Origin of the sequence: Halobacteriovorax sp. GFR8 (assembly GCF_050955245.1) — a bacterium.
In the GTDB taxonomy this organism is placed as follows: Bacteria; Bdellovibrionota; Bacteriovoracia; order Bacteriovoracales; family Bacteriovoracaceae; genus Halobacteriovorax_A.
The window spans coordinates 1,951,621-1,977,835 of sequence record NZ_JBPBLR010000002.1; the positions used below are offsets into that span (position 1 = coordinate 1,951,621).

General features: G+C 37.7%; 22 protein-coding genes. 12 read left to right on the forward strand and 10 right to left on the reverse strand.

Annotated elements, in window-relative coordinates:
• Nucleotides 1–10: 10 nt before the first annotated feature.
• Together dnaE and ACRXC1_RS09760 are read right to left on the reverse strand one after the other, a co-directional pair.
• Nucleotides 11–3,640, reverse strand: a complete 3,630-nt coding sequence (gene dnaE / locus ACRXC1_RS09755; RefSeq protein ID WP_433658378.1) for a DNA polymerase III subunit alpha — start codon at nucleotides 3,638–3,640, stop codon at nucleotides 11–13.
• A gap of 78 nt (nucleotides 3,641–3,718) precedes the next feature.
• A complete protein-coding gene (locus ACRXC1_RS09760; protein WP_433658380.1) occupies nucleotides 3,719–4,156 on the reverse strand; it encodes a YqaA family protein in 438 nt (145 codons plus the stop codon).
• A gap of 97 nt (nucleotides 4,157–4,253) precedes the next feature.
• Between ACRXC1_RS09760 and ACRXC1_RS09765 the strand changes: the two genes are divergently transcribed.
• The 9 genes from ACRXC1_RS09765 to ACRXC1_RS09805 all read left to right on the forward strand — a co-directional run bounded on the left by ACRXC1_RS09765 (nucleotide 4,254) and on the right by ACRXC1_RS09805 (nucleotide 13,139).
• Complete coding sequence (locus tag ACRXC1_RS09765) at nucleotides 4,254–4,727, forward strand: CBS domain-containing protein (protein WP_392909508.1); 474 nt, start codon at nucleotides 4,254–4,256, stop codon at nucleotides 4,725–4,727.
• 133 nt (nucleotides 4,728–4,860) lie between these two features.
• Entirely contained in the window at nucleotides 4,861–5,487 is a 627-nt protein-coding gene (locus tag ACRXC1_RS09770) for a hypothetical protein (RefSeq protein ID WP_433658382.1), read from the forward strand.
• A gap of 24 nt (nucleotides 5,488–5,511) precedes the next feature.
• Nucleotides 5,512–6,141, forward strand: coding sequence for a hypothetical protein (locus tag ACRXC1_RS09775; RefSeq protein ID WP_433658384.1), 630 nt, complete (start codon nucleotides 5,512–5,514; stop codon nucleotides 6,139–6,141).
• A gap of 17 nt (nucleotides 6,142–6,158) precedes the next feature.
• Nucleotides 6,159–6,665: a hypothetical protein gene (locus tag ACRXC1_RS09780; RefSeq protein WP_433658386.1), complete on the forward strand. Its 507-nt coding sequence runs from the start codon at nucleotides 6,159–6,161 to the stop codon at nucleotides 6,663–6,665.
• A gap of 1 nt (nucleotide 6,666) precedes the next feature.
• Complete coding sequence (locus ACRXC1_RS09785; protein ID WP_433658388.1) at nucleotides 6,667–7,530, forward strand: TIGR02147 family protein; 864 nt, start codon at nucleotides 6,667–6,669, stop codon at nucleotides 7,528–7,530.
• Nucleotides 7,527–8,603 (forward strand): hypothetical protein, encoded by a 1,077-nt coding sequence (locus ACRXC1_RS09790; protein WP_433658390.1) that lies wholly within the window; start codon nucleotides 7,527–7,529, stop codon nucleotides 8,601–8,603. Before ACRXC1_RS09785 ends, ACRXC1_RS09790 begins: the two co-directional genes overlap by 4 nt.
• A gap of 106 nt (nucleotides 8,604–8,709) precedes the next feature.
• The gene (locus ACRXC1_RS09795) at nucleotides 8,710–9,621 is read left to right on the forward strand and encodes a hypothetical protein (protein WP_433658392.1); all 912 of its coding nucleotides are present in this window, start codon (nucleotides 8,710–8,712) and stop codon (nucleotides 9,619–9,621) included.
• Between the two features lie 291 nt (nucleotides 9,622–9,912).
• Nucleotides 9,913–12,687: a fibronectin type III domain-containing protein gene (locus ACRXC1_RS09800; protein WP_433658394.1), complete on the forward strand. Its 2,775-nt coding sequence runs from the start codon at nucleotides 9,913–9,915 to the stop codon at nucleotides 12,685–12,687.
• Between the two features lie 104 nt (nucleotides 12,688–12,791).
• Nucleotides 12,792–13,139 carry a hypothetical protein gene (locus ACRXC1_RS09805; protein WP_433658396.1) on the forward strand — a complete coding sequence of 116 codons (348 nt, stop codon included), beginning with the start codon at nucleotides 12,792–12,794 and terminating at the stop codon, nucleotides 13,137–13,139.
• A gap of 504 nt (nucleotides 13,140–13,643) precedes the next feature.
• Here the strand turns inward: ACRXC1_RS09805 and guaA are convergent.
• The 4 genes from guaA to ACRXC1_RS09825 all read right to left on the reverse strand — a co-directional run bounded on the left by guaA (nucleotide 13,644) and on the right by ACRXC1_RS09825 (nucleotide 18,746).
• Nucleotides 13,644–15,197 carry a glutamine-hydrolyzing GMP synthase gene (gene guaA, locus ACRXC1_RS09810; protein WP_433658398.1) on the reverse strand — a complete coding sequence of 518 codons (1,554 nt, stop codon included), beginning with the start codon at nucleotides 15,195–15,197 and terminating at the stop codon, nucleotides 13,644–13,646.
• Nucleotides 15,198–15,208: 11 nt separating this feature from the next.
• A complete protein-coding gene (gene guaB, locus ACRXC1_RS09815) occupies nucleotides 15,209–16,687 on the reverse strand; it encodes an IMP dehydrogenase (RefSeq protein WP_433658400.1) in 1,479 nt (492 codons plus the stop codon).
• A 93-nt stretch (nucleotides 16,688–16,780) separates the two neighbouring features.
• On the reverse strand, nucleotides 16,781–18,061 hold the full coding sequence (locus tag ACRXC1_RS09820) for a hypothetical protein (protein ID WP_433658402.1): 1,281 nt from the start codon (nucleotides 18,059–18,061) through the stop codon (nucleotides 16,781–16,783).
• Nucleotides 18,027–18,746, reverse strand: coding sequence for a tetratricopeptide repeat protein (locus ACRXC1_RS09825; RefSeq protein ID WP_103219163.1), 720 nt, complete (start codon nucleotides 18,744–18,746; stop codon nucleotides 18,027–18,029). Before ACRXC1_RS09825 ends, ACRXC1_RS09820 begins: the two co-directional genes overlap by 35 nt.
• A 243-nt stretch (nucleotides 18,747–18,989) precedes the next feature.
• On the opposite strand from ACRXC1_RS09825, the gene ACRXC1_RS09830 reads away from it, so the two are divergent.
• Entirely contained in the window at nucleotides 18,990–21,170 is a 2,181-nt protein-coding gene (locus tag ACRXC1_RS09830) for a protein-disulfide reductase DsbD family protein (RefSeq protein WP_433658405.1), read from the forward strand.
• Here ACRXC1_RS09830 and ACRXC1_RS09835 read toward each other — a convergent pair.
• Together ACRXC1_RS09835 and ACRXC1_RS09840 are read right to left on the reverse strand one after the other, a co-directional pair.
• The gene (locus ACRXC1_RS09835; RefSeq protein WP_392909494.1) at nucleotides 21,167–21,985 is read right to left on the reverse strand and encodes a flagellin; all 819 of its coding nucleotides are present in this window, start codon (nucleotides 21,983–21,985) and stop codon (nucleotides 21,167–21,169) included. The two genes, ACRXC1_RS09830 and ACRXC1_RS09835, sit on opposite strands and share 4 nt — an antisense overlap.
• Nucleotides 21,986–22,159: 174 nt before the next feature.
• Complete coding sequence (locus ACRXC1_RS09840; RefSeq protein WP_021268133.1) at nucleotides 22,160–22,438, reverse strand: HPF/RaiA family ribosome-associated protein; 279 nt, start codon at nucleotides 22,436–22,438, stop codon at nucleotides 22,160–22,162.
• Between the two features lie 206 nt (nucleotides 22,439–22,644).
• Between ACRXC1_RS09840 and ACRXC1_RS09845 the strand changes: the two genes are divergently transcribed.
• Both ACRXC1_RS09845 and ACRXC1_RS09850 read left to right on the forward strand, forming a co-directional pair.
• The gene (locus ACRXC1_RS09845) at nucleotides 22,645–23,163 is read left to right on the forward strand and encodes a MotA/TolQ/ExbB proton channel family protein (protein ID WP_392909491.1); all 519 of its coding nucleotides are present in this window, start codon (nucleotides 22,645–22,647) and stop codon (nucleotides 23,161–23,163) included.
• Entirely contained in the window at nucleotides 23,160–23,558 is a 399-nt protein-coding gene (locus ACRXC1_RS09850; RefSeq protein WP_392909489.1) for an ExbD/TolR family protein, read from the forward strand. Before ACRXC1_RS09845 ends, ACRXC1_RS09850 begins: the two co-directional genes overlap by 4 nt.
• A gap of 12 nt (nucleotides 23,559–23,570) precedes the next feature.
• Here ACRXC1_RS09850 and ACRXC1_RS09855 read toward each other — a convergent pair whose 3' ends face one another.
• Both ACRXC1_RS09855 and ACRXC1_RS09860 read right to left on the reverse strand, forming a co-directional pair.
• The gene (locus tag ACRXC1_RS09855) at nucleotides 23,571–24,701 is read right to left on the reverse strand and encodes a glycosyltransferase family 4 protein (RefSeq protein ID WP_392909487.1); all 1,131 of its coding nucleotides are present in this window, start codon (nucleotides 24,699–24,701) and stop codon (nucleotides 23,571–23,573) included.
• Nucleotides 24,702–24,733: 32 nt separating this feature from the next.
• Nucleotides 24,734–26,203, reverse strand: coding sequence for a LysM peptidoglycan-binding domain-containing protein (locus ACRXC1_RS09860; RefSeq protein ID WP_433658408.1), 1,470 nt, complete (start codon nucleotides 26,201–26,203; stop codon nucleotides 24,734–24,736).
• Nucleotides 26,204–26,215: the final 12 nt, after the last annotated feature.

A 26,215-nucleotide genomic window follows, 5' to 3' on the forward strand; every position in this document is an offset into this window, starting at 1 on the left:
TTTAAGTATTTTACCCTACATCGCTAATTTTTCCATCAATAATAAACTTCACCGCATCAGCATCAAAAATCTCATTAATTTTTGCCGCCATTTGTGGTGTTGGGTTTACTAGATAGTCACTTCCTAGTGGCATCCTCGCTCTTCCAGAATCATGTTCAAAAATAATATGAAGAGGAACAGTTCCGCGATGACCTAAAATCGTCTGCTTAAGACGATTTAAACGGCCTTCATTTAAAGAAGTCATTGGAACATTAAGACGAACAGATGACACTCTTTCTTCAGCCTGCTCTTTTAGCTTTTGAATCTTTGACGGGAAGAATTTTCGCGGTTCTTCGGCCAAATTGACCTGTCCTGTCATAATGATTGGATCATCACTTAATAGAATTTCTTCATATTGAACAAATGTTTTTGGGAAGACAATACACTCAATTTTACCTGACAAGTCCTCTAGGGTAGCAAAACACATGCGATCGCCTTTCTTTGTCATGATCGGTTTTCTCTCAACGATCATCCCAGCAAGGACCATATCTCTTTTTGAAGTTCCATCAATATCTTGAATTTGCCCAATTGGCATTGAGGCCATCTGCTCAATCACGCCTTGATATCGATCAAGCGGGTGACCTGATACATAAACTCCGATTAACTCAGCTTCATAGAGAAGTTTTTCTCTATCGTCCCAGTCGGCCGTATGTTCAATATCAAGTTGGTTAGCACCGGTATCGACAGACCCTTCGGCCATATCAAAGAGATTAGTCTGTCCCATCTCTTTTTCTTTTTGGCGCTTACTTGCGTAAGCAACAACCATTTCCATATTTTCAAGCATCGTGCGACGGTTTAGTTCATTTTCGCAACCATCGAATCCACCTACGCGAATTAATGCTTCAACTGTTCTCTTATTAACTTGTCTAAGATTTACTCGCTCACAGAAATCAATGAAGCCGACAAATGGCCCATTTTCGGTACGCTCGCGTACAATCTCTTCAACAGCACCTTCACCAACACCTTTAATTGCACCCATACCAAAACGAAGATTGCCATCAACAACGTTGAATAGCCAAAGCGACTCATTCACACATGGAGCAAGTACTTCAATATCGTGATTTCTTGCATCGTTAATAATTGTCGTAATCTTATCTGTATTAGAAAGTTCCGTACTTAATAGACCAGCGTAAAACTCTGGAGGGTAATAAGTTTTTAAGAAAGCTGTTTGGTATGCAATATATGAATAAGCAACGGCGTGAGATTTGTTAAAACCGTATTCCGCAAATTTCGCCATCTGATCATAGAGAGTTTCTGCAATCTTAAGATCGTAATTTCTCTCTTTAGCACCATCTAAGAAAATTTGCTTATGGCGCTCCATCTCCTTAAGCTTCTTTTTCCCCATCGCCTTACGAAGCATATCCGCTTGACCAAGAGAGTATCCTGCAACCTTTCGGGCGATATTCATAACCTGCTCTTGGTAGATAATGATCCCGTAAGTATCGTTCAGGATTGGCTTTAGATCTTCAAATGGATAAGTTTCTTCCTTACGCCCGTGCTTAATTTCAACGAACTCATCGTGCATTCCCGATCCCATCGGACCTGGACGATAAAGAGCGTTAATGGCCGTAATATCATCGAGTGTGTCTGGAGAAATACGACGACATAAATCCTGCATCCCCGAAGATTCCAGTTGGAAAACTCCAATCGTATCCCCTTCAGAAATGAGGTCATAAACTTTTTCATCTTCGTAGTCGATTGCCTCAATATCGAAGTCAGGCATATAGTCACGCTTAATAAAATCCGAAGCGTAATCAATTACAGTTAGAGTTTTAAGTCCAAGGAAGTCAAATTTTACAAGTCCAATTAACTCCGAAAAGTCCTTATCAAATTGAACAACTTTTTCACCCTTAGCACCTTTAAAAAGTGGACAGTAATTTACAAGTGGCTCTGAGGTAATGATAACTCCGGCCGCGTGAATACCGGCGTGGCGATAAAGTCCCTCAAGTCTTTTTGAAATGGTAAAGATTTGGCGAATCTTAGGATCTGTTTCAATAAGCTCCTGAAGCTTCGGCTCCATCTCAATTGCTTTATCTAAAGTGATTCCGATTTCATCAGGAATCAACTTTGAAATCATATTGGCTTCAGCAAATGTTAAATCATAAACACGGGCAACGTCTTTTACAACGGCCTTTGCCTGAAGCTTACCAAAAGTAATAATCTGACCTACTTTATCTTCACCGTACTTTTGAGTTACATATTCAATAACTCGCTGACGTCCGGCCTGACAAAAGTCAACGTCAAAGTCAGGCATCGAAATACGCTCAGGGTTAATGAAACGCTCAAAGAGAAGGTTATATGGAAGCGGGTTAATATTGGTAATCGTAAGTGAATAAGCGACAAGTGAACCAGCACCAGAACCACGTCCAGGGCCTACAGGAATTCCATTATCTTTTGACCACTGGATAAAGTCGGCAACGATTAGGAAGTACCCAACGAATCCCATTTGAATAATAAGATCTGTTTCATATTTAAGACGTTCGTAATATTTAGGCTTCTGCTCTTCCCAGTCTGGTTGATTTACAATATTTCTAAATTGTGGTCCATCAAAGCGGGCCTGAAGTCCCTCATTAACCTCTCGTATGAAATATTCTTCAAGAGTTTCTCCTGTATCAATCTCATAATCTGGCAGATGATAAATTTGGTTACCGTTTTCATCTTCCCAAGAAAGTTCAACATTACACTTATCTGCAATCTCAAGCGTGTTATCACAAGCATCTGGTGCATAGTGAAATGCTGCCCTCATTTCTTCAGGTGACTTGTAATAGAATTCTTGCGACGTCATACGCATACGATTTTCATCGGCGTAGGTCTTTCCTGTTTGAATACAAAGAAGAACTTCCTGAGCAGTCGCATCTTCAGGAGTCATATAATGTGAGTCATTTGTCGCAACAAGCTTAATGTCGTTCTTGCGAGCAAAATCAATAACTCTTTCGTTTACAATTCTTTGCTCCGGAATACCATTTTCTTGGATCTCAAGATAGAAGTCGTCTGGACCAAAGATATCTCTTAACTTTTCAATAGCACGGATGGCCTTATCATCTTGGCCAGTAAAGAAGTTGTAACCAACTTCTCCCTTAAGACATGCTGTCGTACAGATTAGACCTTCTGAGTACTCTCGAAGTAGTTCAACGTCAGCGCGCGGCTTATAATAGAAACCTTCAAGATACGCTTTTGAAAGAAGCTTACATAGGTTTTGATAACCTGTATTATTCTTTGCAAGAAGAATAAGGTGGTGAATTTGTCTTGAAGACTCTTCCGCATCTTGGGAACTAACACTTGCGGACTTCTTTGCAGCACGACGATCAAAGCGAGAACCAGGAGTAAAGTAAATTTCTGAACCAAGGATAGGTTTGATTCCTGCATCCTTACAGCGAGTATAGAAATCAATGGCCCCAAACATATTTCCATGATCTGTCTGAGCAATGGCCGGTACCCCAAGCCTCTGCGCTTCAGGAATTAGATCCTTTAAGCGAATCGCTCCATCAAGAAGAGAATATTGCGTATGTAGGTGTAAGTGAACAAAACTATCAGGGTGTGTTTCTTTTAGTGATTTCGTTTCGCTAGTTTCATTAGATTCGACGTTACTATCTTGTTCCATGGAGTCCTCAAAATGTCTTAATTAATCAGTGTGTCGTGCTTTTAAATTATCCCATTTTAAAGGTGTTTTGTCATATTCTTAGAGTTTATTTGCTAACCAAATTACAAACACATAACGCACAGCCTTGCCAATATACATGGTGAGAAAAACATATTTGGGATGACAACGAAAATAACCCAGTGCAACGGCCAGTGGATCCCCAATAATGGGAAGCCATGTCAAAATTGCTAGTCCTGGCCCATAGTTTTGAATTAGGCCCTGCCAGCGATTGATTTGATCTTTACTAATCTTTAGATATTTTTCACACCAACTTAGCTTTCCCATGTGACCAAGATAGAAACAACTTACCCCACCCAGAAAGTTTCCAAGACTGGCAGACCAAAAGATATCAATCTTTGAAAGCCCTGCCTTAACAGCACCAAAGAGAAATGCTTCTGAACTAAAAGGAAGAATGGTTGCGGCGGCAAAGCTGATAAAGAAGAGCCCTACTATGCCATATTCATGAATAAATTCCATTACGAGTTATTATGATGATTTCTCTACATTTAATCAAAATCTTTTCAAGTTTTAACAATACAATTTGTTATATGTTCAAACGAAAAAGGGATAAGTAATGGTTAACTACACTCCGCCTATCGAAAGAGATAAGGCCCCAAGACAAAAAGAAAAAGATGAATTATTCACTTCCAGTTATAATATTATCAATCGAGTTATCAAGGAGTTCATCCCCCTCCATACGGATATGGATATGCAGGAAGCTGGAGAATACTTTATAAAACACAATATAACGGGACTTCCCGTGGTAAATGATTATGAAAATATCGTGGGCTTTCTTTCACAAAAAGACTGCCTCAAATACAGCCTCGACGCTAAGTATTACAACCACCCCTCTTCTCTTGTTGAACACTATATGAGCGAAAATGTAGTGACGATCCCAGCAAAGTCCACTTTAACCTTCATTGTTGAGCTCTTCCTTCACTATCCCTTTCATGCCTTTCCTGTGGTGGAAAATGGAAAAGTCATTGGAATCATTGAAAGAACGACTGTTTTTGAAGTGATTCATAATATGAAAGGGACCAACTGGTAGACCAAACTACATAAATCTTACTGACATTCAAATCGGCTGTTTACATTTTTGATACAGTTTGTGTACAAATGCGTTCAACTTTTACTTTTAAGTCGATAGAACTCCCCCATTGGAAACAATCTGGGAGGATTCGATGAAAAAGTTATTAGTTTTTATTTGTACATTTTTAGCACTCACAACTAACGCGCAAGTTAGCAAGTGGTGTAAAGACACGAGTTTTATTTTAGAGAACGCAATTGTATCAGGTTTTGAAAGCGTGACATACGAAGAGGAATTAGAAATCCTTTTAGATGCTTCACACTTTGTTCTAGATAGCACTCCAAAAAAGAACTTCTTCTACTTCTACACAACTCTTGCAAGTGCAATTGAGGGGACAGAAATTTACGATTCACCAGAACACAAAGTTCTCTTTCTAAGAAGACATTTAAGAGACGCGATTGGTGACCTAAATAAATTTCACGACAGACTCTCTAGAAGACTTTGTCTTTGGTGTTACGGAAACCATAGAGAGTACGTTGAAGATATCCTTTCAAGAGGTATCTCTGAAGGTGAAAGATCAAAGAATGATGAAACAGAAATTGCAGTCTTAAATCGTGTTGCAGCTCTGGCCATTGAATTGATCGAAGAAAGTACATTTTCTAGAAGCTATGAATGTGCAAAAAAGAGCTTAACTTTTGTTCTTGTCACAAACGATGTCGTGACTAAGAGAAAGAATGTTTTAAGCGCATACAGAATTATGAGAAATAATGGTTGTAACTAATAAGTTAGAACTAGGGAGAGAGAAATGAAAAAAGTATTAATCGCAGTATTTAGTACAGTCATCTTAAGTACAAATACTTATGCACTTTTTGGTGGTAAAGATAATGGCATCACGGGAATGTACAAGGGTAAAGAAAGCATTTCCTTAAACTACGATGGTGTTAAACTCCTTAACAAATGCTCATTCGATGGAAGACTTGGCTACAATGCACTTTCACTAGGTGCTGCTGGAGCAGCGTGGTCACTTGGACCAATTGGGATCATCGGAACATTCATCCTGGTTCAAAGTTACAAGCAATCTGTATGCTTTAACAATAGCTATGTTCGCGAAAATATTTTCAAAGTAAAACTTGAAGCAAAAGTTGTTGAGACAAGTTCAGAAAGAATTACTCTTATGATTTCTTCACAAGACAAGAAAAAGTGTGCAGGCTTCTCAATCAAGCTAATCGGTGAGCCCGATGGTTTTGGAGGATATGATCTATTCAAAAACAAAGAATCATACTTAAAAAATGAGGTCTTTGGTACTGCAACTTATGCGCAAAAAGAATTAGATATTGCAATTTCACAAGAGATTTCAATGCTAACAAAAGGTCGCAATGGACACAACTGCATATGGGATCTTAAGCACGGATTAAACGTAAACCTAAAAAAATAATATTATAAGGATAAAGAATGAAAAGATTAATTGCAGCAATTACCCTACTGACACTCTCTTTAAGTACTCAGGCACTTGGAAAGAAATCAATTGAAGGCGAATATAGTGGAAAGAAAAAGATCTCTTTAACTTACACTGGTTATTTTGAGATTGATTGTGGCAAGTTTCTTTGTTTTGATTACGAAGACTACTATCCAAAAAGTAAGACTCTAAATATTAAATTAGACGTTCAGATTACAAAATCAAGTACAGGCAGAATCACTATTCTAATAAAGTCACAAGACAGAAAGAAATGTGCAGGTTTTGCAATGAGTTTCATCGGTGAAGAAGACGGTTTCGGAGGATACGATTTATATCGTAACAAGAAAGACTATTTACAAAACCTTAATATCGGAACTCTGACTTACCAAAAAGGTAAAGTGAATATTTCAATCCCTGAGAATATGACCCAAAAAACAAAGGGGACAAATAATTACAATTGTACTTGGAATTTAGATTACGGACTTGATTTAAAAGTAAAATAGATTGGATATTCAAACAACTTCCCCATATTTATCAGAAAAGCATTCTGTAGAAATTTACAACTACGTGAATGCTTCTCTTTATCTAAGAGATACGTGGCTTAAGAAGAAAGAACTTAACCCCAACTTCTCAATTAGATCATGGGCCCAAAAGCTAGGAATAACTTCTCATTCTCAGCTTCACCAAGTTCTTAATGGGAAACGCAATCTTCCAAGTAAGTATATTATGACTCTTACAAAGGACTTAAAACTTACACCAGAAGAAGCTGACTATTTTGAAAAGCTTGTTAAACTTCAGGCCGCGAAGTCTGAAGAAGAAAAGATTTTCTATTTAAAATCGATTCAAAGAAATAATGAAACTCTTGAAGTTTATGAAGTCGATAGTTACGAGTTAATTCGTAACCCTCTTAACTTCTTTATCCTTGAATTATTTTGCTTGATTAATACAAATCTTACACCAATTAAGATTCAAAAATTATTAATTCATAACTACCCTCTTACTGAAATTAGAAAGAGTGTCGATTTATTAACAAAGCTTGAAATGCTCACTCTTATTGATGGGAGCTACCGCAAGGCCCATGGGACAGTCTTTACAGCAAATGACATCCCAAATCTTGCTAAGCAAGAGTATCACAAGAATATTGCAGAACTAGCAAAAGAAGCCGTAGAGAAACAAGATGTGAAAGAGCGAGAGTTCTCTGGTTTTACATTTGGAATACGCTGCGAGAATCTTCCAAAAGCAAAAGAAGAATTAAGAAAATTCAGAGAAGAATTTTCTCAAAAGTTTATCGAAAAGGACTTTGAAGGAAATCAATTATATCACTTAGCAATTAATTTTTTTGCTATTTCAAATAAGGTTGACCAATGAGAGTACTTTTAATTTTAGCACTATCTTTTTTAACTCTTTCCACTCATGCAGGAGAACGTCCACTTCTTCGAGAAGGTGGCTCAGGAGTTGGTAATGGTGGCGATACTGTTAGACTACGTTTTATCAGTACAGGAAATGGAATTTTGGAATATTATAAAGAAGGCTTTAAGTCGATAAGTGACGTACTAATATCACCTCTATTTCTGAAGCCCCATTTAAATATCAAAACAATTAGTACATCGAAGGAAATCTTAATTGATAACCTTGGAAACCCAGTTAGTGCTATTGGAGAGCCCGGTAAAATCACACTCTATGTTGGAGAGGCAATACCAGAGCTTCACTGGAATAATATTTTTAAGAACTCTCGCCTTGCTAATATCATGGTTCTTCATGAGCTACTTAGGGCCCAGGGAATCAATGATGATAATTATGTCTACTCAACAAAAGTATTGGTTAAACAAGATATTTTAAGTTTTGGAGATTTTAAAATGAAATGGGCCAAACAGTCTTTTGATATTGTCGAAAACACTCAACTGCGCTCTTTTAATTCACGCTCAATCAAAGAAGAACTTTCATACTTTATGCGAGGAAATACTGCTCTTGATAGCTATAACACTATCGATCTTGCGCCACTCATTACTCTTAATCTGAAGTTATCAAAAGAGCTATATGCAAAGTCTGATGATCTAAATCGATTAAAGAACCTAAGAGCAGATTATAAACTTCTTAGAGATATCATCCCAATGGTGGACCAATTATCATTTTCTCAGATTGATAATAATCCGAACTACGCTTTATTAAATCGCCTAACTCTTATCCTTCTAAGGGACTTCTTCTTTAAAATTAGAATGACTAATTTTGAACCGACTGAAGAAAATAGTTATATTATTTCAAACTATACGAATGATCTTTTAAGCGCGATTAGCTTTGCATCAGAAGACTGGATGATATGTACCGGAATTGAGCAAAGTCTCACGGCCCTATCAAATAGTTCACTGGTATTTGATAGCAACGATCTTAAAATGATGACTTCCGCGACGATTACCCTACTAAACGATAGTAAATGCTATTAGGTTTCAATAACTTAGTATCTGTAAATATTGCAGATACTAAGCTCTTTTCTTGAACGTGACCATGACTTCTGCGAATATACGGCATAAAAGTTTATAGAGAGACAACATGGTTTTTACTCGTAAGAAAAAAACACCAAAGAATAAGGAACAGCTTGAGTTTAACTTTGAGCTTCCTCGCGAAAAGGATCGCAACTTCCACCTAGGTGGAAAGTCTTTCTATTTCTTCGATTTTGACGACAATGTCGTTTTCCTTTCGACTCCAATTATCATCTTTCACAATGAGACAGGTGAAGAAAAACTTCTTTCTTCTCATGAATTTGCTGCTCATAACAAGATCATTGGAAAAGAAGGCCCATACGCAAATTATCACATGGATTTCGACGATGAGACGGGAACTTTTAGAAATTTCCGCGATTCAGACCTTTCGCTTACTCAACGACTAACCGGAAGAAAGCAATCACTTATCACAGATATCCAGGATGCACTTGAAAGAAGTGATTCGACTTGGAAAGCTCCGAGTTGGAATCACTTCTTCCATGCAACTTATAATCAAAGACCTGTTTCAATCATTACAGCTCGTGGTCACAGAGAGGATACGATTAAGCAAGGGATTGAAGTTATTTATAATGAAGGTCACCTGCCTAATATGCCAAACTTCCACACTGTTTATGCCGTCTCAAACCCTGAGACACGTGTACGCCTTGGTGGACGCGATGAAGATTATAATGTGCCTGAGCTTAAGTACAAGGCCATCATTGAATCAGTTGAACTTGCTATTCAAAAATACGGCTACTCTGATTATCACCGCTTTGGAATGAGTGATGATGATGCTGGTAATATCGACCTGATTACAGATGCAATGAAAGAGCTAAAGGCAAAGTTTCCACGTATGTCTTTCTTCGTTATTCAAACTTATGACAATGGTTTTGAAAAACGCGAAGTTCATGAGCACTCTGTTGAAACAATTTTCTCTAAGCATGAGTCACGCCTAGACCAGCTTAACCTTTTTGCACAATAATCTAGTAAAAAACTGAACACTGCCTAGGCAATTATCAAAAAAGTATTTTCAACTGTTAAAATCCAGTAAGATTTCTCCATGGAAAAGAAATTTATCAAGCAAGTCTTCGCAACATTCTTCATCTTCTTATTTTCGGCCCTAATGTCCAATGCATTTAGTAAGGACCTTTTAAAGCTAATCCAGTAACAACATTTAATATTTACAGCAATTTAACACTACTTTCTAAAGAAGCTGATTTTTATCAGTTATTTTATTTATAAATATTTATTATCTCTATCCGATAATACAAACATGTTCAAAGTAAAACAGTTTGTAATATTAATAACTTCTATCGCTTTCCTCTTAGTAACATTAACGTCATGTTCTGCAGGAGCAGACGAGGAAACCCTAAAGAAAGTAAATATTGGCAATGAGCAGCTTCCTCTGGGAGAGCTCTATATCGATAATATTACGATCTTAACCCCTGGTTACTACACTCTGGGAGAGACTATTTCGATCTCGGTTAACTTTAATAAGGCCGCAACAGTTATTAGTGGCACTCCCCGACTTGAATTAGAAATTGGTGCCACAACTGTTTTTGCAGACTATGTCTCAGGAAGTGGAACTGATGAATTTATTTTTGAATATATCGTGACCGTAACAGATAATGACGGTGATGGCATATCAGCGATCTCCCCTCTTGATGTTTCAAGTGCAACGATTGAAGACGACCAAGAAAATACATTAACAAGTATCTTTACCGATAAGAACTTCCCTTCTGTTTTTGTCGACACCCAAGCACCAAGTTTTACTTCAATAACACTTCCAACAGATGGCAGCTACATCATTGATGATATCTTAAACTTCGCAGTAACCTTTGATGAAAGTATTGTGGTAACAGGAAGTCCAAGGATTCAGCTACAACTTGATAGTGGTAACGTCTTTCTTGATTACAAGAGTGGTTCAGGAACAAATACACTTAACTTTGAATATACAATCACAAGTGCTGATAATGACCCAACAGATGGAGTTCTTCTCTCATCATTAATTGAGCTTAACGGTGGAACAATTAAAGACTATGCTGGCCATGATGCAAGCCTGGCCATAACGACAGGGGACACTAGTGGTATCAAGATTACAAATGATATTCCACACACAATAAGTTTTTCAATCAATAGTGGCGCAAGTGCAACTAATCAAACGAGTGCAACTTTAAGTATTACAGCTTCAAATGCTAATGAAATGTATATTACAACAGATGCGAGTTGTTCATCGGGAGGTAGCTGGCAAACCTATGCAACATCTCTTCCTTGGACTCTTTCTTCATTAAATAGTGTCAACAATGTCTATATTAAATTTAGAACGGCAACACTTTATGAGTCGGACTGCCTTAGTGATGACATCATTCACGATGATATCGCTCCAACGGCCCCTACTATAAATTTAAATTCAGATGCAACAATAAACGCATCGGATTCATTTTCATTAGCAAACGCTGACGCAACTGGAAGCACTATTAAGGCTTATGAAGTGGCAATTTCATCATCTCCGGCAGAAGCAGATATTTTACCTGGAGCAAATTATACTCCCTTTATGTCAGCTTCATATCAATACACTGGTGTCACACTAACAGAAGGAGAGCAATATTATCTCCTTTTAAAAACAATTGATGCTGCAGGAAATGAAACAATAACTTCATCTACTTCATGGTACGTTCTAGCACCGCCAAATAAGATTAAAAACCTCTCTCTAGTAGAGAGAACAACTGATTCAATTAAGATTGCTTGGACTACTCCAGATCCTAATGGCCCAGCAATTACAGGATATCAAATTGATTACAAAGAAGGTGTTGGAAGTTGGCAAACAATCACGACTTCGCATCCCCTAACTGACTTTACGCACACAGGACTTACACCAGAAACAGAGTATAGCTACCGAGTCTATGCAACAAATGGTGCCTATAATTCTGAATCATCGAATATACTAATTTCAGAGACTCTTCCAGATATTCCTATATTTCAATCCAACTATATGGCCGTCAATGTAGGAGGCGCAACTTCTTGTCGTCTCGTTTCGCTTGAAGATGGAAACACTTTTGAACACAATGGAACACCAATTGCAGGAACTTTTAATAAGACTGATACCCATAGTTTCACCTGTGCTCAATTCGACACTATTGAAGCAACAGGAAAATTCTTTGTTGCAGGAAGAAGAAGTGATAGCAATAGTACTTCAGCAAGTAAGAACGCTAATATCGTTTGGAACCCTACAAGCTGGGTAGGAAAAAGCTTTCTCTTTAATCATACAAGACAAAATGTCAGCAATATTTCAGTTTACGCCTACACTGACTCTGATATTGAAATCACAAGAAATGGTTCTGTCGTTACCTCTGCTAGTCTAGTTGCAGGAACTTCAACAACCCTAACGGTTTCAACATATGCTTCTTATGAGCTTAACTCAACGGGATATATACTGGCCTATATGATGGCAGGAACAGGTTCTGATCATGTGGATCCCAAACCTCTTCTACCAAAGGCCACAGACATCATTGGCTTCCCATCAACAACTGGAAATATCACAACTGCGGCCAGTAGCAATAGTGTAACAATCTACAACTCAGAGTCCACAACTCAAGCTGCGACTCTTACGGCAGGTACAACTTACGCACACATAGTGAGTGGAAATCGAAACCTCTATGACACACAGGCAACACGTATTGTTTCAGACGTCTCCATCCCAATGATTGGAAACTCAACAGCTGATTCAAACGGATACTGTGCAGCACCATTTGTACCAACAGCGTTAATGAAGAACTCGTTTGGAATTAATACCAATGCTGACTTTGTTGCCTTCACTTCCCTCTCACCAGCTATTATCACAGTAACTGATGGAAGCGATGGTTCAACATCAACAATAACTTTGACGCGCACAACTAACGAGGACAACGTCCCTTATCGTGCCTACCTAAGCACCAATATTGCTTCTGGCACAGTATTTGAGTCCCCTGATAAGTTTCAAGCTTGGTATCAGCCTAATAATAATAGTGCAAGTGGTGACGAAGATGAGACCGTGTTATTTGGCTGGTAGCGCAATCAAATCTAACACTTTCTAACTATTGTGCTTCATCTTTTGCTTTGGCGCTTGTTTTTCACTAGAATTTCATATCTCATAAATCAAGATAAGGAGTTCAAATGACAAAGATCGCAAAAATTACATTATTACTACTTTTAGCATCTTCTGCCTTATCAATGGATTGTACCGCCTCTAAGAGATACCTAGATGACAGAGGGCAATCTCAACTTAAAGAAATAAAACTTGAAAGAGCGTTTGATTATACAGATGCAAAGATTCACGCAGATATCGATGAAGCATACTTCGTTTTCACAAAGTACGACGAAGAGCAATTTGTCGCTAAAATCACATTTGGTCCCGACTACACTAAAGGGATTGTCTCAACTGCAACATTCGATCAAAACAGCCGCTTTGAGCTAGTTAACGTCGATGGTGCAACTGTTTATAAGCTAGTTTGCACTAAGTAAGGTACGCGCCACCTTTTCGAGATTTAAATAAGTTAGCGAATAATTTAAGTCCTAGACAAGAAAGCTAAGGCCAATAACTAATGTCTTATTAAATTAACTAATATATTTAGAGCTAGAAATTAGGCTTACTTAAAATAGTTGGCCAGAGTAGGCCTGTGATCGATTTTTTGAACAATATAAATTTTTAAGTATTTAAAATCTCGAAAAGGTGGCGCGTACCCAAGCCCAAGGCCAGGCTGGGTGGTACTACAATTCGTAGACTTTCCCATTGCGCCTGAGGCACATCCTGCGGCAAAAGTACCCTAAAGGGTAGTTTTGATGCAGAGATGGATGTGATTCAAGAAAGCAAACCGTAGGTGCGGCTTTCGCTCAAATGCGACAACTTTCCCATACCGCCGGAAACAACACGACCGACATAAACGTCGGTCGGTTGAAGTATTGTTTCATTACAGGCAACGGGCGGTAGCACCGCATCCCATTTGCGGATGCAAAATGATGCGGGTGCTACTCCCATTCAATGGTACCAGGAGGTTTAGACGTGATGTCATAAACCACGCGAGTGATGCCCTTAACTTCATTTGTGATGCGATTTGAAACACGAGATAAGAAAGCGTGTGGCATATCAGTCCACGTCGCAGTCATCCCATCACTTGAGTTAACCATACGAAGACAAATCACTTCTTCATATGCACGGCCATCACCTTTTACCCCAACTGTTTTTACTGGAAGTAAAACAGTTAGTGCCTGCCAAGTTGATTCGTAGAGATTGTTCTTATGTAATTCTTCAAAAAGGATTTGATCACTTTGTTGAACTTGAGCAATACGAGTTTCTGTAAGTTCACCTAGGACACGGATCCCAATTCCAGGGCCAGGAAATGGATGGCGATGAACCCAGCCGTGCTCAAGTCCTAACTCCTCACCCATCTTTCTAACTTCGTCTTTAAAAAGGTAGCGAAGTGGTTCAAGGAGTTTTAGATTCATTCTCTCTGGAAGTCCACCGACATTGTGGTGAGACTTAATCGTTACTGACTTTCCATCTTCTTCATGCGGAGAGATTGATTCAATAACGTCTGGATATAAAGTCCCTTGAAGAAGGTATTCAAAATTAATTCCGTGGTTTTCCTGGTATTCCTTAACTTTCATCTCAAAGATATCAATAAAGGTTTTACCAATGGCCTTACGCTTATCTTCAGGATCAGACTTCCCTTCTAGGTTTGCCATGAACTCGGCCTTAACATCAATTACTTCAATATTAAGCTGAGTCTTCTCTTTTAGCGTTTCAATATGTTGGTAATCTTGTGGGCGAAGGAGTCCGTGGTCAACGAAGAAGCAATATAAGTTATCACCAATTACTTCATGTGAAAGTTGTGCTGCGACGAGAGAGTCAACGCCACCAGAGAAAGCACATAGAACTTTTGATTTTTCAATTCCACGTACAAGTTCTTTTGCTTCTTCAAGCATTTCAGTTGCATCCCAATCTTTTTCAAGTTTGGCGATATCTTTAAAGAAGTGATTTAAAATATCCTTTCCGTGCTCGCTATGTTCAACTTCAGGGTGAAATTGTAACCCCATCATTGGACGCGTCGTATGCTCAATGGCCGAAACAAGTCCATTTGCTGACTCCATCACAAGGTTGAAGTTTTCAGGAAGTTTTGAAATATGATCAGAGTGAGACATCCAAACATTAACTTCTTCTGGGACACCATCCATTTTAAATCCATTAATTAAATGAATCTTGGCATGGCCATACTCACCGATTGTTCCCTTCTCGACAACACCACCAAAGTATTTGCCCATAAGTTGCATACCGTAGCAGACACCAAGGATTGGAAGATTTTCATTTTCAAAGACAAAGTCATAATTTGTTTCATCTTCAAAAACTGATTGTGGGCCACCAGAAAGAACAAGAGCATTTGGCTTCTTGCCTTCACTGAAAAGTTCACGGGCCTTTTTCACAGTGATGATCTCACTTGAGTAACCTAACTCACGTGATTTTCTAGTAATTAGTTGTGTGTACTGTGAACCAAAGTCCACGATCCAAATTTGTCTTGTACTCATATTTTTAATTCCTATTTTTCGATTTGATAATTTGGCGCTTCTTTCGTAATCATAATGTCATGTGGGTGACTTTCTTTAAGAGATGCTGCCGTGATTTTTACAAACTGTGCCTTCTCTTGCATTTCAACAATTGTTGAAGCTCCAACATAACCCATACCACTTCTAATCCCACCATTAAGTTGATAGATATTAGAAGCAAGACTTCCTCTATACGGTACTTGCCCTTCAATACCTTCTGGAACAAGTTTTTGATCATCAACATCACCTTGGCCATAGCGATCTTTTGAACCAAGTTTCATTGCTCCAAGAGAACCCATTCCACGGTAAACCTTATAAGTTCGACCTTGATAAAGAACCATCTCACCAGGTGTTTCATCACAACCAGCAAACATTGAACCTAGCATGACACAACTTGCACCGGCCGCTAGTGCCTTAACGATATCTCCAGAATACTTAATCCCACCATCAGCAATAAATGGAATTCCTGCTTTAAAACAAACATCTGCACAATCCATAACGGCAGATAGCTGAGGAACACCAATCCCTGCAACAACACGAGTTGTACAAATTGATCCTGGGCCAATACCAACTTTAACTCCATCAACACCTGCATCAATCAAGGCCATACAAGCTTCAGGTGTTGCAATATTTCCTGCGATAATATCGACACTTTGATCTTTAGGTATTAGGCCACGAACAGTTTTTACCATTCCGATGACACCCTTTGAGTGGCCATGAGCTGTATCAATGATAATACAATCAACACCTGCTGCAATAAGATGCTTAGCACGCCCAACTTCCTTGTCGCCAACTCCAATTGCTGCTGCAACTCTAAGACGTCCGAGGGCATCTTTATTTGAATTTGGAAAGTTAATACGTTTTAGAATATCTTTGATTGTAATTAGACCTTTAAGCTTTCCGTTCTTACAAACAATTGGAAGCTTTTCAATTCTATTCTTATGGAGAATTTTTTGGGCCTCATCTAACTCAATTCCCTCAAGAGCAAAAACCAACTTCTCTTTTGGTGTCATGATATCTTTTACTTTCTGATTTAAGTTTTGTTCAAAACGAATATCACGACTAGTAAGAATACCGACAAGGTAGTTCTCTGAATCAACAACTAAAACTCCAGTGATCTTATTCTTACTAGTAAGTCTAATCACTTCTTCTAGTTGCATCTCAGGATTTACTGTAATTGGATTGAGAACGACTCCTGATTCAAATTTCTTCACCTTCTCAACTTCCCAGGCTTGATCCTCTGGTGTCATATTCTTATGAATAACACCGATACCACCTTGTTGGGCCATAACAATTGCAGTCTTAGATTCTGTAACTGTATCCATAGCAGCTGAGACGATTGGAATATTTAAAGCAATATTACGTGAAAATTTTGTTTTTAGTGAAACATCTCCTGGCAAAACTTCTGAATAGCCTGGCTTAATTAAGACATCATCATAAGTAAGGGCCTGAGGAATTTGTGAAATAGACATACGACTGATCCCATCTAAATAGTTAAAATATAAGCAAAATAATTGCTTATATTTTAACTGAGATCATTTTTTTATCATACCGGGATTTTTTTCTTAGTAGGCTTCTTTATAATCCTGACTATAACTCTCAAGATCATTTATTAGACTGTTCACAGCATCGCTGTGCTTTTGTTGATTTAAATACTCTCTTCTTAGTGAAGACTCGAATACATCATTCTTAAGCTCTTCATCAACTGGAGAAGGTACCGATGCAGGATTACGTAATGATTGAGGTTTCTCTGGTCTAAACTTACGTTCAGGACGAACTCCTTCTTGAGGAGCTTCCCTCTCATATTCACGCTCTTTTTGCATTTGAACTGGACCTTCTTCTTTAGAAGCAGGAACCCTAGACTTCGGCCCGTAAACATTTACTTCAACATCTGACTTAGTTGTATAGTCTGGCTTAAACTTCTTAACTACTTTCTTTTTCTTAGGAGCTTCTTTTGCCATCTCCTTAAGTTTTTCTTCATAGAATTGCTCAAGACGAGTTGCTCTTGCCCCACCTTCTACTCCAACAGAAGCAATATCACGACGAGTTTTCACTGTATGAGATTGTCTTACGACAATTTCACCTGGTCTATTTGAAACTCTCATATCTTCTCTAAGAGTAACTGAAGCTGTTGATCTCTTAGGAGTCTTATTATAAAGCTCTTGCGAGATCTTATTATCCTTATGTCTTGGTGCTCTAGCAACTAGAGTGCGTTCATTCATCGGCTTAACAGCAGGAAATAAAGATGTCACCGCTTCATATGCACTTGAAGAAATAGGTGTTGGAACTCTTGGCGCACCATTCTCATAATCTTCCTTAACAAAAGAGAAACGGCCTGGGCCAACTTGCTCTTTCATAAACTCGTAAACATTATTATTAATTGTATGAGTTCCTGTAATACTAAGAATTTGCGTCTTTCCATTTTCTGGGTCATAAGAAGCAATATACTCTCCACTATTGTAAGAGATTGTGGCATTTACTGTTTGAAGCTGAAACTTATCATCTGTTTCTTCAATTGACTTAACCCAAACATATCCAGACTTAAGTTCTACAATCTTATTAAGCATTGAAATATAACTTGAGCCTGAAACATGATATTCATGATCAAAGTAGTCTCTAAAAACAAGTTCAGCTCCTACCTCAGTAAAAATATCATCAAAATCATAGATGAAGCTACCTGCATCTAATTTCTTTGTTTGTTGATTACTAGTAACAAAAACATTTCCCTGCACTCTCGCAACGACGGCCCTTGGAGTTTTTGCCGCTTCGGCACCAAGAGCGAGACTTGAGATAAATGCTAAGATTAGAAAACTAGTTCTTTTTATATTTCTGTACGATTTTCTCATAGTGCCCACTTAAGATATTCCATTCAGGAGTGTTTCTATATTTCTTTCTAAATTCTTCCACTACTGCGAAGAATTCATCTTTACGATTTTGCTTTAAATAACTCATACCTAGCCATAGCTTTGCACCTAGGTAGTACTTTGAAGTAGGATACTTCTTTGTTAAATAAGTGAAGTATTTCTCACTCCAATCATAGTGCTTCCCTGACTCATAGCTTGCAACACCGGCCTGAAATAGGAAGTCCGCATCAAGCTCTTTTGAATTAGGAAAATTCTTTGTATACGCATTGAAGAACTGTGCACTCTTTTCATAATTCTTAGAATCGAATTCTTTTTGTGCAATTGAGACCATCTCTTTAGCGTCCCACTTGTACACGTCATATTTAACAAGATCATTACTGTCGACACGAGCAACACTTGCAATTGTTCTCTTTGTATAACTCTCCTTCTTTGGAGCCTTATCTTTCAATTGTGTTTCGAGATAGTAATTCTTACTTTCAAGAGTTTTGATTTTGTAATTAGCTTGCATAAGCTTATTATTCATCTCTTGATTCTCTTTTGATAAAACTAAAATCTTATCCTCTAACTCGTTAATGGCCTGGGCGCGTTTTTCAAAATGCTCCACATAGCTACACGATGTTAGCGACATCAATGCAAGTCCAAAGAATAAAGAATTAACGGTTTTCACTTTTTTTTCCTCGTTATTAGTACCTCTTCGCTCATCTTTTCGGATAATGGACTAAAATATTTAGCAAAATTTGCAACTACGTATTTTCAAGGATTTACCAATGCGAATGTTAAGATCTCTTCACAATGTTAAGGAATCAGCTTTTATCGTCAAATCTTTGTCAATTCCTAGATTTAGCGTCATGCTTTAGCGTATAATACCGCTAAGGTATGAAATTAATTAAGAAATTTTAAGGAAAAAATAATGTACAAAATCCTACTGGCCCTTGCCATCACCCTCTTTGCCTACGCCGATAAAGAAGATTACTCAGACCTACTAAAGGCCCAGGTAACAACAATTGAGAAGGACAGTAATAAATACCTTACAATCAACTTAAGAAACAAAGATGGTTGGCATACGTACTGGCAAAACCCTGGTGATTCAGGACTAGCAACTGAAGTTGAGTTTAGACAAGGTGGCGATAAGATCGTACTTGATTTAGTAGAATGGCCAACTCCTCATAAATTTATTGAGAAAGGTGATATTCAAACCTTTGGTCATAAAGGTGACTACACTTACTTTTATTATTTAGGAAATTCATTTGATAACGCAAAAAATTTCGAAGTTCATTTAAAGTATTTAATTTGCCACGACATTTGTATCCCACAGGAAAGAATTATTAAGGGTGACTTTAACGACGGGATCTATAAGTCAAATGATAATCAGTTTCGAGTTGCAAACTCTGAAATGGAAAAAAGATTTAATAATCTTCCGACACTAAGAGAAACTCCGACATACCTAAACCTACAACTTACAAAGTATGAAGGCGGACTAGCTCTCGTCTATAATATTACAGGAGAGAATCAAAAGCTTAGTCCCGGACAAAATGTATTAACTCCATACACGACAAGCCCTATTAGTTTTAAAAGAGAAGCTCTTTATAAGGACACCAAGGGAAACCACTATGGGCTTTATCAACTGGACTGGGATGGAGAATACTTAGAACCAGAATATCCCCTACCAACAGATGGCCGTTTTAATGAGCCCCTGGCCTTTAAATTTGTTTTTAATGATCCTGTTAATGGGGAGACATATCGAGTTGATTTCGATATCAATTCTTTTGGAACAAATGAAGAATCTTTCAAAACATTCTACTCACGTCTGACTAAAGTTAATAATGATAAACCGATTCAAGATACAAAAATTGTAAGTAATGAAGAAGGCTCTTCTTCACTGCCTTACTTCTTACTAATGGCATTTATCGGAGGATTAATCCTTAATATCATGCCTTGTGTATTACCTGTAATTTCACTTAAGCTATTTGGATTAATCAAGCACTCAAATGAAAGTCGTTCAAAAGTTTTAAAGCATAACTTATTCTACTCACTAGGTGTTCTCGCTACTTTTGCGGCCCTCGCCTTTACTGTTGTAGGACTAAAGGCATCTGGAGAGCAAATTGGTTGGGGTTTTCAGCTTCAATCACCGATGTTTGTTGCCATCATGGTATTTGTCATCTTTACAATGGCCCTAAATCTTTTTGGCCTTTTTGAATTTAAAACTCCAGGAGGAACAAAGCTTGGAAATGTTGAAGTTAGAAATACTTTCTACGGAGACTTTATTAGTGGGGTCCTAGCAACAATTCTTTCAACACCATGTTCAGCTCCATTTCTTGGAACAGCTCTGACTTTTGCTTTTTCTGAATCAAGCACAAATATCGTCATGATTTTCTTGGCAATTGGATTTGGTTTAAGTGCTCCATTTATTCTAACAGGTATCTTTCCAGCACTTATTCGCTTTCTTCCAAGGCCAGGAATGTGGATGGATCACGTTAAGAAGATTTTAGGGCTAACGCTTATCCTAACAGTTGTCTGGCTACTTGATGTCTACTCAGCACTTGTAGGCTCTCCTGTTGCAATGATGTATATTAATTCGGCCCTTGTTTTTACTTTCTTCCTTTTCTATATGAGAAAACATATGACGAAGAAAGTAGTAACAACACTACTTATCATCATGCCTGTTTTATACTTAGGATACTCGGCCATTACAACTCCTCTTAATACTGGTGGAAACGGAAACTCTCTCATTGAAGACAAGAAGAGAGAGGGTCTTAACTGGACGAAGTGGACAGAGGACGAAATGAATATGCGTATTGATCAAAGGAAGCTCACATTTATCGACTTCACAGCACGCTGGTGTATAACTTGTAAGGTAAATGAAAAACTTGTGATCAACACTGACTCATTTAAAGATATGGTTGCAGAGAATCAAGTTGACCTTCTTCTTGGTGACTGGACACGTAAAGACGAGGCCATAGGAAAATGGCTAGAGTCTCAAGGTATGGTTGGAGTTCCAGCTTATTTTGTGATTAATAAAAATGGTGAATTAATTAAACTTGGTGAAACTATTACACTTGGAAAAGTAAAGAAGGCCCTTGGAGTTAACTAGCCAATAAGCTTTGCAATTGCTCCTGGCGCAGTATTAGCTTGCGCTAGGAATGCTGTTGCAGACTCCATCTTAATCGAATCGAGCGCTTTTGCCGCTGTCGCCTTTGCGATATCTGTATCTTCAATTTTTGATCTTGCCGCTTCTGAATTCTCATAATTATGCTGTAAATTAACAGTTGTACTCTCAACTCTTTTCATCGTTGATCCAACCTTAGCACGAGAGTGTGAGATTTTATCGATTAAGGCATCGGCCGCTCCCATTGCAGACCTTGCTCCCTCTTTTGTAAGAACATTTTGATTGAGTAATTTGCGATTAGATGTCATCACATCATTAATATTATATTTAATACGATCATTCTTTTCAGAATTACGTATTCCAATTTGCATCTCTAAATCACGGCCACCATTTAATAGTTTTGTTCCGTTGTACTCTGCATTCTCTTGAATACGAATGATCTCTCTAGCAAGCTGCTTAAATTCACGATTCGTGTTGATACGATCACTATCATTATAGGTATCAGTTGCCATTTGAATCGAAAGCTCTTTTAGACGTATAGCTATGTCTTGCATGCTCCCCATCGTTGCATCTGCAACTTCAAGCATTGAAAAGCTATCATTTGAATTTCGTTGGGCCTGGAGATTGGAACGATTCTGCGCTGTCATCTTAAGAGATATAGCTGCACCGGCCGGATCAATTGCGGCCTGATAAATGCGCTTTGCACCTGCTAGCTTGCGAACTTCACTAGTTTTGTGATCGTTCACTTCACCTAGCATCCTTTGCGCCAGCTGTGATGTGACATTAGTCCCTACTCTCATCCTTGAAGACTATCCTTTACATTTTAAGATCTCTTTCCACCGTGAAAGAGTCTACTACTTAAAATTTATCGGAAAAAAATGCCCAAAGTTTATACGTCTTAGTAAAAAACTTTGGGCACATGTTTAGTTAGAATTGAGAGTTAAAGTAGTCGACTATAATAGTATCTTATTTAACTAGCTAGCAATCTTTTGATCGCGATACCAATTTTTAAAAGCAACTAAGACATCTGAAGCTGCTTGGTATACATTATCTCCTTTGGCTTTTTTGTGGAACTGATGTTTGTGACCGTTCACATTGGCCGAGAATACATATTCTGGACCTTTTTTATCGGCCACGAACTGAATATGCCCCACATTCCTAAAATCGTTTGAAATACCCTTTAACTTTTTGGCAACATAATTCTCAAAAGCAGATGAGTGATCAACGTTATGAAAGCTTAATTCGTAGTTCATAGGACCTCCAATATTTTCCTGTGTTCCTCTATGAATATATAATATCAGGCCGGCACAATTAATTATCTGAGCTATGTTAGATTTTTGTAAAATTCTCTAAAAGTAATAAATTGTTTGATATGAGCATATCTGATCAAAATATTTTAGTGTTCTCATGGCCCCATTTTTATAATAAAATTAATATGTTTTATAATAAAGGAGACGCAATGCGCTTATATGAATACATCCAACAGGGTGGAATAATTATGTATATTCTACTATTTATCAATGTAGTAGGATGGGCAATCATGTTATCAAAAGCCTATTTTCTTTCTGTGGAAATGAAAATGACGGCACAGACATCAAATGATATTCAAAAGAAAATCAAAGATAATGGTGAGCACATGGATACTTCATCGACTATCGAAATTGCTAAGCAATATCTCGCCGGACACATTATGAATGTTGAAAAAGGCCTAAACACTGTTAAGATTATTGCGACGATCTCACCTCTTCTTGGACTTCTTGGTACGGTTGTTGGTGTTCTTACAGCTTTCCATGTTATGTCAGAAACAGGACTCTCTAATCCTGCATCATTTGCTCAAGGTATTTCAATGGCACTAATTACAACTGTTGGTGGAATGATTGTTGCAATTCCTCACTTTGTTGGTCACAACTACCTACTAGGTTCAGTAGATAAACTCGAGACAAAGCTTGAAAAAGAAATTATGGAAAAAGTTCTATGAGTTCCCGCACTAAAAGAACAAGACAAGAAGCAAATGCGGACATCACTCCGTTAATTGACGTCGTCTTCCTACTTTTAATTTTCTTTATGACTTCGACTGTATTTAAGAAGTCTGAGCTTGCACTTCTTTTAAATCTACCAAAAACAGAATCTGGAGAACAGGCCTCTGCAGACTCTAAAGTATTAACAATTGAATTGTCTAAAGAGGAAGTTGCCATTGCTGGTAAGAAGTACACTGTCGATCAACTCGATTCAGAACTTGCAGCAATAAAAGATAAAAACAAACCGATTGACCTAAGGGTTGATCAGGAAGTTCAGTACTCGAGGCTAGTTCGTATTTTAGATGTTCTAAAAAAGTACAGCTTAACTAACCTCTCACTAATTACTGAAAAGTAGATTTACATAAATTTACATAGAAGAATACAAATCAATTAAATTCTGGGCCGTCTTACGACGATGAAATTTTTCAACGAAGTTACGGCCCTCTTCTACCATCTCAAAAGCAAGATCAGAATTCGTAAGAACATTAACAATCTGTTCACTCATCTCGTGTTTATCTTTAGGATCGATATAAATCGTATTTGGTCCACCGGCCTCAGGAAATACTGACCCCTTAGAAGTGATGACAGGAGTCTTTGAAAAAAGTGCCTCAATAATTGGGATACCAAAACCTTCAAAAAAAGAAGGAAAAACGAATAAGTCACTTCTTTGGTAAAAAGCAGGTAGATCATCATTTGTTACGTTAGATAAGATAACAATTCGATCTTCAAGCCCTTTGGAATGGATATAACTTTCAACCTCTTTCTTGTAGCTTCCACCATTACCAATAATAACAAGCTTGTGATTAATGGATTTCTTGATATCAGCGTAAGCCTTAACAAGCGTTAAAACATTCTTATTGGGCTCTATAGCACCAACATAGAGAATGAACTTATCATTAACTCCGTAGCGCTCAACTGTTGCAACTTGTTTCTCTACAGCTATAGGAGAATAAAAACGTGGATTACATGTTTGATAAACAACTTTAATCTTATTTGGGTCGCAACCAAGATAATTTATTAAATCGCTCTTCGTTTGCTCACAAATTGCTAGGACAACATCTGCAACTTCTGTAGCATATTTAATTTTTCGAAGATAAACCTGACGATCAAGCCATTTGAAGTTCTCAGGAAAACGCATAAAGAGAAGATCATGAATTGTTACAACGGTCTTAATTCCCGTCTTCTCAATTCCATGAGGGAGTTCATGAGATAATCCATGAAAGATATCAATTTCTAATTTCTTTGCTTCATCAGCAACCTGAAATGATCGCCATGCAGCTGGAAACTTCTTTGACCAGAAATCACTAGGCTTAACTATATTTAAATTATCGTATTGATCTAACCAGTGGATGGCCCTAGGGTCATCAAATTCTGGAGTAAAAAGATAATATGAGTTCTGTGTGTGGTAGCGACTTAAACTTGCGATGAGGTCTCTAGAATAGTTTCCAAGACCTCTGAAGTTATGAAATGCTCTCTTTGCGTCAAATCCAATTTTCATTTGACTAGTATAAGGGAAAGGCCTCTATTTGCCTATCCCTCACTTGGAACTTTTATGACTTGTCCTGCATATAAGGCAGACCCTGAGATATCATTTACTTTTTTAATCGTACCAATTGAAGTTTTAAACCTTCTTGCAATGGCCGTTAAATTATCACCGCGACGAACACGGTATCTCTTATAAGCAACACTTGAAGGTACTCTAGTTGTCGAAATCTTTAATCTTTGACCAATGAAAATACGACTTGATCGTAAATTATTTAAAGACTTAATTTTTGAAACGCTTACACCATACTTACGTGCTATATCAGAAAGATTATCCCCTCTTCTAACCTTATGAGTAACGATATCACCCTTAGTATTATACTTTAGTCTCTGTCCCACAAGAATCTTTGATCCTCTAATACCATTAATTCTCTTTAGGTCAGTTACTCTTACACCAAGACGATTTGCAATAATAGATAGATTATCACCACGTCTTACTCTATAGACACCGTTAGATTTCTTACCATTTGATGAGTTTGCAACTTTAATATACTTACGAGTTTCGTATTCTGCTAAAGACGCATAGTCTGTGAAGTCTTTAGATGGTAGAAAAATACTTTGAGCGTGTCTTCTATTTACCTTTACCCACTTTCTTTTTAAGTCAGGGTTTAGAACTTTTAACGTCTTTACATCGACACCTTGAGCACGTGCTAACTTATATAAGTCAAAAGATCCTCTGACATTTAGCTGCTTAACTTTCTCAAATGGACTATCTTTTGATTCAGTGATTTTCATCCCATACTTTGCTGCATTGTTATAGATCTCACGAACAGCAGCAACTTTTGGAACATAGTAAATTGTTTCTGTAGGAATCAGCTTACGAGACACAAGCTTCATATAATCACGAGTCTTACCTTTTCTGATAGCTCTAATAATTCCATACTCACCTTTGTTATACGCTACAAGAGCAAGTTCCCAAGAACCAAAGATATTATAAAGATCTTTAAAGTACTGAGCGGCTGCCTCTGTTGATTTGATGATATGAGTTCTTTCATCAACATAACTATCAACTCTTAGCTTATATCTCTTACCTGTCGCCTTGATAAACTGCCATGGGCCTACTGCTGCGGCCTTAGACTTAATAAAAGTGTTATAACCCGATTCAATTAGGCCCACGAAGAATAAATCCTCAGGTATACCATGAGAACGCATAATCTTCTCAATTACATTACGGTAGCGAGCACCATTATTAACATAACGTAGAAAGAGATCCCTTTCTTTTTCAGTGAAATACTTTACCCAAAAGTCGAAGTGCTTTTGATGATAGTGAAGCTCAAGCTTATCCATATTATTAATGGTATAGGCCTTTACGCTTCCGACATCTTTTGATTTATACTTTACGACTTCCTTTACGATTACTTTTGGATTTTGTCCGGGTGCTTCACCAACATAAGTAGGCTTAACATTTGCACATGATACAAGAATAAATAAAGGTAATAAGATATTGATTTTTTTCATTGGGCTCCCAAA

What these genes read in the sequence shown, in the direction of transcription:
- ACRXC1_RS09795 (WP_433658392.1), top strand. Translation starts at nt 8,710, where the DNA reads ATGGTTTTTACTCGTAAGAAAAAAACACCAAAGAATAAGGAACAGCTT.
- guaA (WP_433658398.1), bottom strand. Translation starts at nt 15,197, where the DNA reads ATGAGTACAAGACAAATTTGGATCGTGGACTTTGGTTCACAGTACACA.
- ACRXC1_RS09790 (WP_433658390.1), top strand. Translation starts at nt 7,527, where the DNA reads ATGAGAGTACTTTTAATTTTAGCACTATCTTTTTTAACTCTTTCCACT.
- ACRXC1_RS09805 (WP_433658396.1), top strand. Translation starts at nt 12,792, where the DNA reads ATGACAAAGATCGCAAAAATTACATTATTACTACTTTTAGCATCTTCT.
- ACRXC1_RS09760 (WP_433658380.1), bottom strand. Translation starts at nt 4,156, where the DNA reads ATGGAATTTATTCATGAATATGGCATAGTAGGGCTCTTCTTTATCAGC.
- ACRXC1_RS09800 (WP_433658394.1), top strand. Translation starts at nt 9,913, where the DNA reads ATGTTCAAAGTAAAACAGTTTGTAATATTAATAACTTCTATCGCTTTC.
- ACRXC1_RS09765 (WP_392909508.1), top strand. Translation starts at nt 4,254, where the DNA reads ATGGTTAACTACACTCCGCCTATCGAAAGAGATAAGGCCCCAAGACAA.
- dnaE (WP_433658378.1), bottom strand. Translation starts at nt 3,640, where the DNA reads ATGGAACAAGATAGTAACGTCGAATCTAATGAAACTAGCGAAACGAAA.
- ACRXC1_RS09850 (WP_392909489.1), top strand. Translation starts at nt 23,160, where the DNA reads ATGAGTTCCCGCACTAAAAGAACAAGACAAGAAGCAAATGCGGACATC.
- ACRXC1_RS09820 (WP_433658402.1), bottom strand. Translation starts at nt 18,061, where the DNA reads ATGAGAAAATCGTACAGAAATATAAAAAGAACTAGTTTTCTAATCTTA.
- ACRXC1_RS09835 (WP_392909494.1), bottom strand. Translation starts at nt 21,985, where the DNA reads ATGAGAGTAGGGACTAATGTCACATCACAGCTGGCGCAAAGGATGCTA.
- ACRXC1_RS09780 (WP_433658386.1), top strand. Translation starts at nt 6,159, where the DNA reads ATGAAAAGATTAATTGCAGCAATTACCCTACTGACACTCTCTTTAAGT.
- ACRXC1_RS09845 (WP_392909491.1), top strand. Translation starts at nt 22,645, where the DNA reads ATGCGCTTATATGAATACATCCAACAGGGTGGAATAATTATGTATATT.
- ACRXC1_RS09770 (WP_433658382.1), top strand. Translation starts at nt 4,861, where the DNA reads ATGAAAAAGTTATTAGTTTTTATTTGTACATTTTTAGCACTCACAACT.
- ACRXC1_RS09840 (WP_021268133.1), bottom strand. Translation starts at nt 22,438, where the DNA reads ATGAACTACGAATTAAGCTTTCATAACGTTGATCACTCATCTGCTTTT.
- ACRXC1_RS09775 (WP_433658384.1), top strand. Translation starts at nt 5,512, where the DNA reads ATGAAAAAAGTATTAATCGCAGTATTTAGTACAGTCATCTTAAGTACA.
- ACRXC1_RS09855 (WP_392909487.1), bottom strand. Translation starts at nt 24,701, where the DNA reads ATGAAAATTGGATTTGACGCAAAGAGAGCATTTCATAACTTCAGAGGT.
- guaB (WP_433658400.1), bottom strand. Translation starts at nt 16,687, where the DNA reads ATGTCTATTTCACAAATTCCTCAGGCCCTTACTTATGATGATGTCTTA.
- ACRXC1_RS09830 (WP_433658405.1), top strand. Translation starts at nt 18,990, where the DNA reads ATGTACAAAATCCTACTGGCCCTTGCCATCACCCTCTTTGCCTACGCC.
- ACRXC1_RS09860 (WP_433658408.1), bottom strand. Translation starts at nt 26,203, where the DNA reads ATGAAAAAAATCAATATCTTATTACCTTTATTTATTCTTGTATCATGT.